At 63.2% G+C, this 12,763-nt stretch carries 12 protein-coding genes; 8 read left to right on the top strand and 4 right to left on the bottom strand.

The window, feature by feature from the left end:
* The first annotated feature begins 165 nt into the window (after positions 1-165).
* The 4 genes from N0P34_RS15710 to rhaM all read left to right on the top strand — a co-directional run bounded on the left by N0P34_RS15710 (position 166) and on the right by rhaM (position 4,147).
* Positions 166-1,668 (top strand): sugar ABC transporter ATP-binding protein, encoded by a 1,503-nt coding sequence (locus N0P34_RS15710; RefSeq protein WP_275604165.1) that lies wholly within the window; start codon positions 166-168, stop codon positions 1,666-1,668.
* Complete coding sequence (locus N0P34_RS15705; RefSeq protein ID WP_275604164.1) at positions 1,665-2,639, top strand: ABC transporter permease; 975 nt, start codon at positions 1,665-1,667, stop codon at positions 2,637-2,639. Before N0P34_RS15710 ends, N0P34_RS15705 begins: the two co-directional genes overlap by 4 nt.
* A gap of 180 nt (positions 2,640-2,819) precedes the next feature.
* Entirely contained in the window at positions 2,820-3,818 is a 999-nt protein-coding gene (locus tag N0P34_RS15700; protein ID WP_275604163.1) for an ABC transporter permease, read from the top strand.
* Positions 3,815-4,147: an L-rhamnose mutarotase gene (rhaM, locus tag N0P34_RS15695; RefSeq protein ID WP_275604162.1), complete on the top strand. Its 333-nt coding sequence runs from the start codon at positions 3,815-3,817 to the stop codon at positions 4,145-4,147. Before N0P34_RS15700 ends, rhaM begins: the two co-directional genes overlap by 4 nt.
* Positions 4,148-4,293: 146 nt before the next feature.
* On the opposite strand, the gene N0P34_RS15690 is transcribed toward rhaM, so the two are convergent.
* Both N0P34_RS15690 and N0P34_RS15685 read right to left on the bottom strand, forming a co-directional pair.
* Entirely contained in the window at positions 4,294-5,556 is a 1,263-nt protein-coding gene (locus N0P34_RS15690) for a DUF3422 domain-containing protein (protein WP_275604161.1), read from the bottom strand.
* A 110-nt stretch (positions 5,557-5,666) separates the two neighbouring features.
* A complete protein-coding gene (locus N0P34_RS15685) occupies positions 5,667-6,521 on the bottom strand; it encodes an NAD(P)-dependent oxidoreductase (RefSeq protein WP_275604160.1) in 855 nt (284 codons plus the stop codon).
* A gap of 203 nt (positions 6,522-6,724) precedes the next feature.
* Here N0P34_RS15685 and N0P34_RS15680 point away from each other — a divergent pair, with 203 nt between their 5' ends.
* Both N0P34_RS15680 and N0P34_RS15675 read left to right on the top strand, forming a co-directional pair.
* On the top strand, positions 6,725-7,063 hold the full coding sequence (locus N0P34_RS15680) for an SH3 domain-containing protein (RefSeq protein WP_275604159.1): 339 nt from the start codon (positions 6,725-6,727) through the stop codon (positions 7,061-7,063).
* Positions 7,064-7,148: 85 nt separating this feature from the next.
* Positions 7,149-8,147, top strand: coding sequence for an asparaginase (locus N0P34_RS15675; RefSeq protein WP_275604158.1), 999 nt, complete (start codon positions 7,149-7,151; stop codon positions 8,145-8,147).
* A gap of 170 nt (positions 8,148-8,317) precedes the next feature.
* On the opposite strand, the gene N0P34_RS15670 is transcribed toward N0P34_RS15675, so the two are convergent.
* Positions 8,318-9,649 (bottom strand): TIGR03808 family TAT-translocated repetitive protein, encoded by a 1,332-nt coding sequence (locus N0P34_RS15670; RefSeq protein ID WP_275604157.1) that lies wholly within the window; start codon positions 9,647-9,649, stop codon positions 8,318-8,320.
* Between the two features lie 92 nt (positions 9,650-9,741).
* Between N0P34_RS15670 and N0P34_RS15665 the strand changes: the two genes are divergently transcribed.
* Together N0P34_RS15665 and N0P34_RS15660 are read left to right on the top strand one after the other, a co-directional pair.
* Positions 9,742-11,253, top strand: coding sequence for a helicase HerA-like domain-containing protein (locus tag N0P34_RS15665; protein WP_275607001.1), 1,512 nt, complete (start codon positions 9,742-9,744; stop codon positions 11,251-11,253).
* 3 nt (positions 11,254-11,256) lie between these two features.
* Complete coding sequence (locus tag N0P34_RS15660; protein WP_275604156.1) at positions 11,257-11,808, top strand: hypothetical protein; 552 nt, start codon at positions 11,257-11,259, stop codon at positions 11,806-11,808.
* A gap of 302 nt (positions 11,809-12,110) precedes the next feature.
* On the opposite strand, the gene N0P34_RS15655 is transcribed toward N0P34_RS15660, so the two are convergent.
* Positions 12,111-12,665, bottom strand: coding sequence for a response regulator (locus N0P34_RS15655; RefSeq protein ID WP_275604155.1), 555 nt, complete (start codon positions 12,663-12,665; stop codon positions 12,111-12,113).
* Between the last annotated feature and the right edge of the window lie 98 nt (positions 12,666-12,763).

Below are 12,763 nucleotides of genomic sequence, written 5' to 3'. Positions count from 1 at the left end.
AGATATAGGTCTCCCACCAGACAGCACCTCCCCCTTCTCAGGGGGAGGTTGGGAGGGGGTGCGAGAGCCACGATGTCGGGGCTTGCGCACCCCCACCCTTGATCCCTCCCCGCAAGGGGGAGGGTGTCGACTGACGCCTCTCGGCTAGAATGAGACCACCATCCCATGACCGAACCCATCCTCACCCTTTCCGGCATATCGAAGAGCTTTCCCGGCGTGCGGGCGCTGCATGAGGTGGCGCTGGAGCTTTATCCCGGCCAGGTGACCGCGCTGATCGGGGAGAATGGAGCGGGCAAATCGACGCTGGTGAAGGTGATGACCGGCATTTACCAGCCGGACGCGGGGGAAATCCGGGTGCGGGGACAGGTGGTCAGCCTGCCGACGGCGCATTCGGCCGCAGCGGCGGGAATTACCGCCATCCATCAGGAAACCGTGCTGTTCGATGATCTGACGGTCGCGGAAAACATCTATCTCGGCCATGCGCCAAAGACCCGGTTTGGGCTCATTGACTGGAAGACGATGCGGGCTGAGGCGCAGCTGACGCTCGATTCCATGGCGGCCGGGATTGATGCGGATATGCCGCTCAAGGAGCTGGGCATTGCCAAGAAACACCTCGTGGCGGTGGCGCGGGCGCTGAGCGTTGATGCGCAGGTGGTCATCATGGATGAGCCGACCGCGGCGCTCAGCCAGAAGGAAATCGAGGAGCTCTATGTGCTCGTCGACCTGCTCAAAGAGGACGGCAAGGCGATCCTCTTCATCTCGCACAAATTCGACGAAATCTATCGCATCGCCGACCGCTACACCGTGTTCCGCGATGGCGAGATGGTGGGCAAGGGGATGATCGCCGACACGCCCCAGGGCGAGATCGTGCGCATGATGGTGGGCCGCTCGGTCGACCAGATTTTCCCCAAGCGCGAGACCGCGATCGGGGAGCCGGTGCTGGCGGTCGAGGGGCTGAGCCATCCGACCGAGTTCGACACTATCTCCTTTGCTGTGCGCAAGGGCGAGATTTTGGGGTTTTACGGGCTGGTGGGCGCGGGGCGCTCGGAGGTGATGCAGGCCGTCTTCGGCATGACGCCGGTTTCGGCCGGAACCATGACGCTCGAGGGCAGGGCCATTGCGCCCAAATCCCCGGCGGACGCGGTGGAGGCCGGGATCGTCTATGTGCCCGAGGAACGCGGCAAGCAGGGGGTGATCACCGGCGAGCCGATCTTCAAGAATGTGTCGCTGCCCAGCCTCGAAAAGACCGGCCGCAGCGGCTTTTTGCGCATGGCCGAGGAGTTCAAGCTGGCGCGCACCTATACCGAGCGGCTTGATTTGCGCGCCTCATCGCTGAGCCAGAACGTGTCGACGCTGTCAGGCGGCAACCAGCAGAAGGTCGTCATTGCAAAGTGGCTGGCGACGCTGCCCAAGGTGATCATCCTCGACGAGCCGACCAAGGGCATTGATATCGGCTCGAAGGCGGCGGTGCATGAATTCATGGGCGAGCTGGTGGCGCAGGGGCTCAGCGTCATCATGGTCTCGTCCGAGCTGCCCGAAATTCTGGGCATGAGCGACCGGATCGTGGTGATGCGCGACGGGCTGGTGGTGGACACATTGGTCAATGATGGGCTCGCGCCGGAAAATCTGGTGCGGCTGGCCGCGGGCATTGTGGAGGACGCGGCATGAACCGGCTTCTCAAAACCCGCGAACTCTGGCTGGCGCTGGCCATTCTGGCCGTGCTGGTGCTTGTGACCATCCGCTTTCCGCGCTTTGCCCAGCCGGGCAATCTGCTGACCATTTTCAACGACACATCCATTCTGATGATGCTGGCGCTGGGGCAGATGGCGGTCATCCTGACCCGCTCGATTGATCTTTCCATGGCGTCCAATCTGGCGCTGACCGGCATGATCGTGGCGATGGCCAATGCGGCCTTTCCGATGATCCCGATCCCGCTGCTGATCGCGGCCAGTGTCGCCATTGGCGCGGGGCTGGGCGCATTTAATGGCGTGCTGGTCTGGAAACTCGATATTCCGCCCATCGTGGTGACGCTGGGCACCCTCACCATTTATCGCGGACTGGTGTTCGTCATTTCGGGCGGCGCCTGGGTCAACGCGGCGCAGATGAGCCCGGATTTCATCCAGCTCCAGCGCGGGGCCTTCCTCGGCCTGCCGATCTTGAGCTGGTTTGCCATCGTGGTCGCGGTGCTGGTTTATGTGCTGATGACCCGCACGCCGCAGGGCCGGGCATTCTACGCCATCGGCGTCAATCCGACGGCTTCGGTCTATACCGGTATCAATGTGGGGCGGACGAAATTCTGGGCCTTTGTGCTGTCCGGGGCCATTTCGGGACTCTGCGGTTATCTCTGGATTTCGCGCTATGTGATCGCCTCGGTGGAAGTGGCGAGCGGCTATGAGCTGACCATCATCGCCGCCTGCGTCATTGGCGGGGTGTCGATCGCGGGTGGTATCGGCACGGTGGCCGGGGCGCTGCTTGGAGCGCTGTTCCTCGGTGTGGTGAACAATGCGCTGCCGGTGATCGGGGTGTCGCCGTTCTGGCAGATGGCGATCTCCGGGGCGGCGATCCTGATTGCCGTGGTGCTCAATGCGCGGGGGGAGACCCGGAAGGGCCGGGTGATTTTGAAGAGGGCGGAGGCGTGATGGGGATCTTTTCCAGTTTTACCCCCCACCCATCCTCCCCCTCAAGGGGGGAGGTGTCTCTCCGCGTGTGCGGCACGATGGGAGGGTACGCACAGGCCTGGCACCTCCCCATTGAAGGGGGAGGTTTGGAGGGGGTGACGGCACGCCCAAATGTCATGAGTGATTTGGGAGGGCTTTCGCATGACTGACACCACGCACACCCGTCATCTGCCGGATCGGCTGGATAATCCGGTGCGGGCGGCGGTGATGAGTTGGGAGAGTTTGTTGGTGCTGGTGGCGGTGGCGATCTTTGTCGCCAATTCCTTTGCCTCGCCCTATTTCCTCAACGCCTGGAGCCTTTCGGATCTGACGTTCAATTTCACCGAGAAGGCGATCATTGCGCTGGCGATGGCGCTGGTGATCATCACCGGGGAGATTGATCTTTCGGTCGCCTCGATCATTGCGCTAGCCTCGACGCTGATGGGGCTGGCGCTGCAGTTTGGGGCGGATACGCCCATGCTGGTGGCGGTGGGCGTGGCGGTCGGGATCGCCTGCGGGGCGTTCAACGGGTTTCTGGTGACGGGGCTGAAACTGCCATCCATCGTCGTCACCATTGGCACGATGAGCCTATTTCGCGGGATCGCCTACATCATTCTGGGGGACCAGAGTTTCAAAGGCTATCCCGCGAGCTTTTCCTGGTTCGGGCAGGGCTATGTCTGGTGGGTGATCTCGTTCGAGCTGGTGCTGTTTCTCGTCGCGGCGGTGATCTTTTATGTGCTGCTGCACCACACCAATTTCGGGCGCCGGGTGTTTGCCATCGGCAATAATGCGACGGCGGCGCAGTTTTCCGGCGTGCGGGTGGACCGGATCAAATTCGTGCTGTTTTGCCTCACTGGGCTCATGAGCGGGATCGCCGCCGTGCTGCTGACGGCGCGGTTGGGCTCGACGCGGCCCTCGATTGCGCAGGGGTTCGAGCTTGAAGTGATCACCATGGTGGTGCTGGGCGGGGTGTCGATCCTCGGTGGTGCCGGCTCCGTCATCGGCGTGGTGCTGGCCGCCTTGATCATGGGGCTCGTGACCTTTGGGCTGGGGCTGCTCAACGTGCCGGGGATTGTGATGTCGATTTTCATCGGGGCGCTTCTGATCGTGGTCATTGCGCTGCCGATCCTTTTCAAGATGTGGAAGCAGCGGACAGCATGATCGTCGACCAAAACTACGAAAAACACGCCTTCAAGATGAAGCTCAATCCCGGCATGGCGGCGGAATATAAAAAGCGCCATGACGAGATTTTCCCCGAGCTGGTGGATCTGCTCCACGAGGCGGGGGTGAGGGATTATTCGATCCATCTCGATGAGGAGACGAATATCCTCTTTGGCGTTTTGTGGCGGCGGGTGGACCACACTATGGACGCGCTGCCGCAGACCGAGGTGATGAAGCGCTGGTGGGCGCATATGGCCGATGTGATGGCGACGAACGAGAAGAACGAGCCGCTGTCGGTCGATCTGGTGCCGATGTTCTGGATGAAATGAGGGGAGAAAGAAGTACCCCCCCTCCTAACCTCCTCCTGAAAGGGGGAGGGACAAAACCGGGTCATCCCCGCGAAAGGGGGGACCTCCGTTTAACAGAGGTTCCCGCTTTCGCGGGAATGACATCGTGGGGGTAACGGGCCGCGGTGTCAGTGCTTGTCGTGGGAGTTGCGGATGTAGCGGACCATGGCCCAGACGAAGACCAGCACGAAGGGCGCGGCCAGGGATAGGGTCATGGTCTTGTCCCAGTGCAGCTGGGCGAGCGGGCCGGCCAAAGCGTAGCTGATGATGCCGAGCAGGTAGTAGCTGATGGCAATGGTCGAAAGACCCTCCACCGTGCGCTGGAGCAGGAACTGGCTGCGGGCGGTGCGGGCGATATTGTCGAGCAGCTTGGCGTTTTGCACCTGCATGTCGACCCCGATGCGGACATTGAGCATGCCGACGGCGCGCTCGATCTTTTCCGACACGACCTGCAGGCGCTTTTCCATGGCCGCGCAGGTGGCCAGCCCCGGATCGACACGATTGCCGATATAATGGGTGAGGGTCGAGCCGCGCGGGGTCGAGTTTTCGCGCAGATTGGCGAGGCGGCGGCGCAGCACGTCGCCATAGGCCTGGCCGGCGGCGAAACGATAGCCGAGCCGTTCCGAGAGCTGGCCCGACCGCACCGACAGCGCATGGAGCGCATCGAGCGCCGCCTGGATGTTTTCCGGCGTCCCTGCGTCCGAAAGGCTTTCGATCTGTGTGGTCAGCTCAAGCTCGATACTGCGCAACTCCGGTCCCGCTTCGCGGGCGAGCGGCAGGCCGAGCAGGGCCATGGTGCGATAGGTTTCGACTTCCATCAGGCGGCGCACGACGATCGAGCGGCGCAGCTGGGTCAGCCGGCCGGCGGCCAGCTCGAAGCGGATAAAGCTGTCCTCATCGGCGACGAAGTCGGTGGCGACCTGGGCATTGCCGCTTTCGATGTCTGGCAGGCAGAGGCTTGCCAGGTCAAAACCGGGAATGAGTGCGTCCGGAATCATGTCCTGATTGGTCACGTCGATGCGCATGGCGCCGATCAGCAGACCATCGGCGATGGCGGACAGGCCGATATCCTCGGGCCAGTTTTCCCAATCCTCAAGGTCGCTGCGCCAGGTGATGGTGACGAATTCTGTATGGAATTCCCAGGTGACGTGGTGCGCCGCGGTGTTGAAACTGTGCTGGCGCGTCGTGGCGCTGGGCGCGGGGTGGCCGGCCTCGGCGCAGAATGCGGCAAAGGCGTCGAAGACGCGCATCATGGCGCCCGACACGGATGGCATGACGAAGACCAGTCGCCGCAGGCGGCCTGGGCCGGCGATGATATCGATGGGGCGCGCATGGACCTCGTCCATGATGGCCTGGCGATAGGGGTGCTCTGTCAGCAAAAGGGGCGGCATGGTCTGGTCCTAGGTGCCCGAGAAAATGGGCAGGGGGACAGAGTGTGTGACCCGGCCCCCCAATGGCAATAAGACCATCGGGCAAATCGACTGCGACAGATTAGCCGGGCCTATTGGTGGCGCCAGCTATATTGGGGCGAATAGCCCAGCATGCGCTTGGCTTTTTCGATGGAGAGCAGGGTGGAATTGGTGGAGATATTGCCCTTCTGCTCGACGCCGGGAAAGACTTCGGCGAGGAGCGAGGCGCTCGAGCGGCTCATGACCGAGTCGGCATTGGCGATGATGAAGGCCTCAAAGCCCTTGAAGTCGGCGAGGATGGCGCGGCGCACCGCCTGGGCTCCGTCGCGCGCGTCGATATAGCCCCAGAGGTTCCATTTTCGCGCCGTCGGATCGGTGTCGAATTTGGGGAAGGCGGCGTAGTCCTCGGGATACATGACGTTGGAAAAGCGCAGGCCGACCATGCGCAGCTCCGGGTCCCAGCGGCAGAATTGGGCGGCGATGGTTTCGTCGACCAGCTTGCCCAGTGAATAGGCGCTTTCCGGGCGCGGATAATATTCCTCATCAACCGGCGCATAGGGCGGGGGCGTGTCGAAGGGCAGGCCGAGCACGGTCTCGCTCGAGGCAAAGACGATATTCTTGATGCCGGCGAGGCGGCAGGCCTCGAAGATATTGTAGCTGGCCGTGACATTATTGGTGAAGGTGCGGGCATTGGCGGCAAGGCCCGGCGCGGGAATGGCGGCCAGATGGACGACGGCGTCGAAGGGCCCGCCGCGCTCGTCGATCCCGCCCATGATGGCGGCGGCGACTTCGCCGAAATTGGTGAGGTCGATCTTCACGCTCGGGCAGATCGGCTCGGGTGGCGGCGCCTGGTCGAGATTGAGCACATCATTGCCATGAGCGACGAGGTCGCGCAGGACCGCCCGTCCCAGCTTGCCGCTGCCGCCGGTCACCAGGATCTTGCCCATCGTCGAACCTCCTCAAATCGCTGGCGGATTTGCCTGCGTCTCCAGAACCCAGACTATGACGGTTCAGCCGCCCTGCCAATTCGCTGGGGTCGTTTTTGCGGCGGTGTCGAGATGAACGCTAGCTGAACGTCGGGATCAGCAAGGGTTCAAGCCAGCCGGCTAGGTTCGTGTCCAACACCAAGCAGATCTCCAAGGGGGGCGCCATGAACAAGACACAGGAAAAGCTGCTGATCGCCGGGCTTTGCGGGATTGTCATCACCGCCGCCGCGGCCTTTGCCACCCAGCCTGCCACGGCCGCCGGCTATGCGGTGGATGGGATGGCCAAGGTGTCCAATCTGGCCCGCTGGGACCAGCTCAATGTGCGCAAATGGCCGGCCAGCTATTCGCAGAAGGTCGGCGCCTTCAAGCCCGGCGCGCATGTCTGGGTCGAGCGCTGCATTGCAGTCAGGGCCGGCGCAGACTGGTGCCTTGTGGATCGCAACGATGTGCGGGGATGGGTCAACTCCCGCTATCTCACCCCAGTGGCCGACTGGGACTTCTGATCGGCCAAATTGCCTCCTCCCATGCAGTTGACTTTTCCGGTCCCGCGCTGTTCCACAAGAACAGTTCTGGACCGGAGTTTTTTTCATGGATGCCAATCCCGTTCTCGCTGAGGTCGTTCGCGGCAATTGGGTGGAGAACCGCCATCGCGGCGCCTTCGTAGTGATGGATGCGGATGGGCAGATCATCGCCTCGGCGGGCGACATCGAGCGGCCGGTGTTTCCGCGTTCGGCGATCAAATCCATGCAGGCGCTGGCCATGTTCGACCGCCACGCCATCGAGAAATTCCACCAGACCAGCGAAGAACTGGCACTGGCCTGCGCCTCGCACCATGGCGAGGATGCGCATGTGGCCGGGGTGAGCCAATTCCTCGATCGGATGGGGCTTTCGGTGGCCGATCTCGAATGCGGCGCGCATATGCCGACCAATGGCGCGGCGCGCGAGGCGGTGCGGGTGTCTGGGCAGGGGCCGAGTGCCTTGCACAATAATTGCTCGGGCAAACACGCCGGCATGCTGAGCGTGGCGCTGGCCATGGGCGTGCCGACGATGGATTATGTGAGCCGCGAGCATGATGTGCAGCGGGCGGTGCGCGCTTCGGTCGAGGCGGTGATCGGCGAGAGCCTGACGGAAGATCGTTGCGGTACGGATGGGTGTTCGATCCCCACCTGGGCGGCGCCGCTGCGGGCCTGGGCGCTGGGTTTTGCACGCATGAGCTCGGGCAAGGGACTGGATGCCGGGCATGCGGCCGCGGCGACGGCGCTGTTCGATGCGGCGACGAGCCATCCCCATCTCGTGGCCGGGACCGGCCACTTCGATAGTGTCGTGATGGAGGCCTTTGGCGGGCGCGTCATGCAGAAGGTCGGCGCCGACGGCGTGCAATGCGGCGCCATTCGCGACAAGGGCTGGGGCTATGCGCTCAAATGCGATGACGGGCATATCGCGGCCAGCCAGGCGATGATCGCGGGCGTGCTGTTGAAATATGCCGATCCGGATGCTGGGCAGAAGGCGGTGCTGGAGAGGTTTGCGCGGCAGGAGGTGAAGAGTGTCCGCAAGGCCGTGATCGGGGAACTGCGCGCTGTGGTGTGAGGCCTCAGTTACCCCCTCCCAAGCTGCGCTAGCCCTCCCCTCAAGGGGGAGGGTGACGAAGGAGCGGAGAATTAGGGGTGTAGGCGTCTCTGTCGGCGAGGAGGGTGCGAGATGGTGCCAAAACACCGGCAGAAACCCTCCCCCTTGAGGGGAGGGTAGGGAGGGGGTTTTTACATGACCCGCACATGCCCGTACTTGCCGGCATTCCCCAGGAGATCGCGCTCCGCGATTTCGGTCCAGCGCATGCCGACGATGTCGCCTTCGGTGGCGCCGGAGACGAGGTTGCCCGAGAGGGTGACGGCGCCGACGCCGTCGACGACGCTGACGCCGATGCCGATGGTGCTCTCGGTGACGATATTGCCCGAAACCGCGACATTGCGGAGATAGGGACCCCAGCCGGCGATGATGCCGGCGCCGGGGCTGTTGGCGACGAGATTGCCGGTGAGCGCCACTTCAGCCTCGACGAGAATGCCGATCGGCCGGGTGTCCGGATTGACTTCGGAGCGCGGAAAAATGTTGCGCACGATATTGCCGGCGCAAATGGCGATCTGGCCGCCGGTGTCGAGATTGGTGATGGCGATGCCGGTGGCGGCGCCGTCGATGACATTGTCCGAGACGATGGAGCCGGAAAAACCGAACTCGGAAAAGATCGCCACTTCCCGCGAATTGAAACAGAGATTGCCGGTGACCTGGCAATTGTGGGTGGTGTTGAGACGCACCGCAGTGAAGGCGCAATCGCTGATGTGGTTGTCGGCAACGATCACCTGATCGGCGAGATAGACATTGATGCCATTGCCGTTCTGGCCATTGCCGCCGCCGCGCCAGTCGATGGTGCGGATACGGTTGTGGGAGACGATGGACCCATCCGGCCCGTTTTCGGAGCGCCAGATGCGAACGCCCGCATTGCCACATTTCTCGATTGTGTTGCCGGTGACGATGACGCCGAGACTATCGACCGAGTGGATGGCGGCATCGCCATGGCCGGAAAAATCGCAATCGCGGATAGTGGCGCTGGAGGTGCGGAGGCCCAGCGCGATGGCCGGGCTGTCGCGAAAACCGCAGCGCTCGACGGTGATGCCGGTGCACTCTTCAAAACCGAGAAGGGGCGCGTCGCCGCTGTCGCCGGTAAAGCCGATATCGCGCAGCACGATGCCGGACTGCGCCGAGGCCGAGGCGGCCATGCCGCCTGAAGTGACCAGCCAGGTCGCGCCCGGAACACCCTCGATGAGAATATTGCTGGGCAGGCGCAGGCTCGACACCCGGAACCGACCTGCAGGCAGGGTGAGGCGCCCATTGGCGCTGTCGATGGCCGCCTGAAGCGCCGATGTCTGGTCCGTCGTGCCATCGCCGACGAGCCCGGTCTGTGCCTGCGCGGCAATGGGCAGGCTGGCAGCCAGCCCGGCGAGACCAGCGACAAAAAGGCGGCGATTGGGGGCGGTGAGATTGCGCATGACGACAGTGTGGCGGCAAATCACGGTGGCAGCGAGCAAAAGCGTCTGCATTGGTGAACAGCTTGCTGAAGGCCTTGCCTTGTTCGCCGCCCCTTCGCCCGGCTATAAACGCCCAACACTAGAGACTGACACAGGTGACCAGCATGCTCGTCGACGGCAAGATCTATCTGGGGACGAGCGACAGGCCGGAATATCTCGCGCTAAAATATGGCAATCGCCATGGGCTGATTACCGGGGCGACGGGCACCGGCAAGACGGTGAGCCTGCAGGTGCTGGCCGAGGGATTTTCTGCCGCCGGGGTGCCGGTGTTCGCCTCCGACATCAAGGGTGACCTTTCGGGCATTTCCAAGATGGGCCAGGCACAGAAGTGGCAGACCGAGCGCGCCGAGGTCATCGGCTTTGACGATTTCCGCGACGATGTGTTTCCGGTGGTGTTCTGGGATCTCTTCGGCAAGCAGGGCCATCCGGTCCGCGCTACGATCTCGGAAATGGGCCCGGTGCTGCTCAGCCGCATTCTCGATCTCAACGACACGCAGGAAGGCGTGCTCAATATCGCCTTCCGCGTTGCCGACGATGATGGCCTGCTGCTGCTCGATCTGAAGGATCTCCGGGCGCTGCTGACCAATGTGCAGGAGCGGGCAAAGGAAATTTCCGGCCGCTATGGCAATGTGACCACGGCCTCGATCGGCGCGATCCAGCGGGCATTGCTGGTGCTTGAGCAGCAGGGCGCAGACCATTTCTTCGGTGAGCGGGCGCTCGAGATCGCGGACCTCATGCGAACTGACAGCGATGGGCGCGGCTTTGTGTCCATCCTTGCCGCCGACCAGCTCATGCAGTCGCCGCGGCTCTATTCGACCTTCCTGCTGTGGCTCCTGTCCGAGCTGTTCGAGGAATTGCCGGAAGTCGGTGACCTCGACAAGCCCAAGCTGGTGTTCTTCTTCGACGAGGCGCATCTTTTGTTCGATGACGCGCCCAAGGCGTTGATCGACAAGGTGGAGCAGGTGGTCAAGCTGATCCGCTCCAAGGGTGTCGGCGTTTATTTCGTGACGCAGAACCCGGTCGATATTCCCGAGAGCGTGCTGGCGCAGCTGTCCAATCGCGTGCAGCATGCGCTGCGCGCCTATACGCCGCGCGAACAGAAGGCGGTGAAGGTGGCGGCCGATACGTTCAGGCCCAATCCGGCTTTCTCGACATCCGAGGTGATTACCCAGATGGGGATCGGCGAGGCGCTGGTCTCGGTGCTGGAGGACAAGGGCATCCCCTCGATGGTGGGGCGCACGCTGATCCGTCCGCCTTCGGCGCAGGTCGGGCCGGTTGGTCCTGCCGAGCGCGAGGCCATCGTCGCCAATTCGCCGGTGGGTGGGCTCTATGACAGTGTCATCGACCGGGAATCGGCCTTTGAGATCCTGCAGCGACGGGCGCGCGAGCGTCAGCTGGTGGAGGAGCGCAGCAAGCTCGAGGAAGCCGATCGCAAGGCGGCAGAAGCCAGGGCCAAGGAAATGGATCGCCTGCAGCGGACCAGCCAGCCCAAGCGCAGTTCGAGCCGGCAGACGCCAACCGAAGCGGCCGTCAATTCCTTTGCCCGCACCGTGGCCAACAAGCTGGGCAATGCACTGGTGCGAGGCATTCTCGGTGGCCTCTCGGGGAAGCGATAGACCATGAGCAGCATCAGCCCCTCCGGCCCGACGATCGGTATCTTCGCCTCCGACCGGGGACCCGGCGATCCGGAACGGGCAAGCCTGATGACCCAGGTCGGTACGCTTTTTGCGCGGCGTGGTGCACGGCTCGTGTGTCTTGCCGAAAAGGGCATCATCCCCGTGCCGCTGGTGACAGCGGCGCGGGCAGCCGGCGGCGCAGTGGAAATCCTCGCGGACGAGAGCATCGTGCTGCCGCCGGCGCTGAGAGGGGTGCCGATTACCGTGCTGTCTGACCGCGGTGACCGTTACCGGCGCATGGGCGAACTATCCAGCACGCTCGTGGCGCTGCCGGGATCGCTGGCTTCGACCTCGGCGCTTTTCAATTGCTGGGCGATCTCAAAACCCAAGCCGGTGGTGATGCTCAATCGTCACCGGGCGTTTGAAGTCGTGCGGGGCTTTGCCGGGGATGTGATGTCCCATTCCGTGCCGGGCTTCGACAAGAATTTGCAATTCGCCGAGACGGTCGAGGATTTGTGGAACAAGGTCACCTGGGTGGGCGAGCAGAAGCGGTAGGATGCTCCGCGTGGCCCCGTGCAAGGGCCGCTCGGCTTGGTCGCCTCGGTCGGTCTATCCAGCGAGCCGCGCTTCCCTCGGGCTTGACCCGAGGGGCTCTATCCGAGCGTGAGCGGCCAGTATCGTGGCTTGCGGAGTGGCCCTCGGGTCAAGCCCGAGGGAAGCCTAGAGCGTTTCCAGGAAAAGTGGACGCCACTTTTCCGGTTCGGAAGCGCGACAAAACAATGACTTGGAGTAATTTCATCGCGTCAACGACGCGGTGAAATGCTCTAGGGCACGTCAATTGAGTGCCCGAGGCGCCCTCAGATCAGCGGTTCGAGCCCGGGGTGCCGGGGCTTGCGACGGTCGGGGAAGAGGGGGATGACGTTGTCGCCATTGCGGCGCGCCGGGTGGGGCTGCGGCGTGGGCAGGGCGGCGCGGTTGCGGCGGTCGGGACCGCGATAGCCGGCCTGGACTGCGCCAATGACGCTGCGATTGATGAGCCGGGCCTGGACGCGCTGGAGGAGATGGCGCGGGGACATGGGCTTGACCACCACTTCATCGATGCCGGCGCTGATGGCCTGGTGGCGCATGGGCGGGGTGATGGAGCGGGTCAGCGCAATGACCGGCAGGTCGCGGGAGACGAAGCTGGGATCAAGGCGGATGGCTTCGACCATCTCGTAGGCGGGACGGCCCTCGCGGTCGAAATCGACCACCAGCAGATCCAGCGGAGCAATGCGCATATAGCCGAAGAGCTCGGCTTCGCTCTCGAAAGGGCGGATGCGCAGACGTGAATCGCCAGCCAGGACCATGGTCAAGACAGCCGACAAGGCCGGATTGGCGGCCAGCATGGCGACGGTTTTCGGCCTTTGATGCAAATCAGTCCCCTGGTTGGTAAAGGGTTCGTTAACATGCTCCAACGAGGGTGAGAAGATGGCGCTTCGCTCGGGCCAAACTATTCCGAGATAAAGTAAAC

It is taken from the genome of Devosia sp. FJ2-5-3 (genome assembly GCF_029201545.1).
Lineage (GTDB): Bacteria > Pseudomonadota > Alphaproteobacteria > Rhizobiales > Devosiaceae > Devosia.
The sequence above is the reverse complement of the archived record's forward strand: the minus strand, read 5'-3'. Positions and strand labels throughout refer to the sequence as shown.

What these genes read in the sequence shown, in the direction of transcription:
- N0P34_RS15665 (WP_275607001.1), top strand. Translation starts at nt 9,742, where the DNA reads ATGCTCGTCGACGGCAAGATCTATCTGGGGACGAGCGACAGGCCGGAA.
- N0P34_RS15660 (WP_275604156.1), top strand. Translation starts at nt 11,257, where the DNA reads ATGAGCAGCATCAGCCCCTCCGGCCCGACGATCGGTATCTTCGCCTCC.
- N0P34_RS15690 (WP_275604161.1), bottom strand. Translation starts at nt 5,556, where the DNA reads ATGCCGCCCCTTTTGCTGACAGAGCACCCCTATCGCCAGGCCATCATG.
- N0P34_RS15675 (WP_275604158.1), top strand. Translation starts at nt 7,149, where the DNA reads ATGGATGCCAATCCCGTTCTCGCTGAGGTCGTTCGCGGCAATTGGGTG.
- rhaM (WP_275604162.1), top strand. Translation starts at nt 3,815, where the DNA reads ATGATCGTCGACCAAAACTACGAAAAACACGCCTTCAAGATGAAGCTC.
- N0P34_RS15710 (WP_275604165.1), top strand. Translation starts at nt 166, where the DNA reads ATGACCGAACCCATCCTCACCCTTTCCGGCATATCGAAGAGCTTTCCC.
- N0P34_RS15680 (WP_275604159.1), top strand. Translation starts at nt 6,725, where the DNA reads ATGAACAAGACACAGGAAAAGCTGCTGATCGCCGGGCTTTGCGGGATT.
- N0P34_RS15705 (WP_275604164.1), top strand. Translation starts at nt 1,665, where the DNA reads ATGAACCGGCTTCTCAAAACCCGCGAACTCTGGCTGGCGCTGGCCATT.
- N0P34_RS15700 (WP_275604163.1), top strand. Translation starts at nt 2,820, where the DNA reads ATGACTGACACCACGCACACCCGTCATCTGCCGGATCGGCTGGATAAT.
- N0P34_RS15685 (WP_275604160.1), bottom strand. Translation starts at nt 6,521, where the DNA reads ATGGGCAAGATCCTGGTGACCGGCGGCAGCGGCAAGCTGGGACGGGCG.
- N0P34_RS15670 (WP_275604157.1), bottom strand. Translation starts at nt 9,649, where the DNA reads ATGCAGACGCTTTTGCTCGCTGCCACCGTGATTTGCCGCCACACTGTC.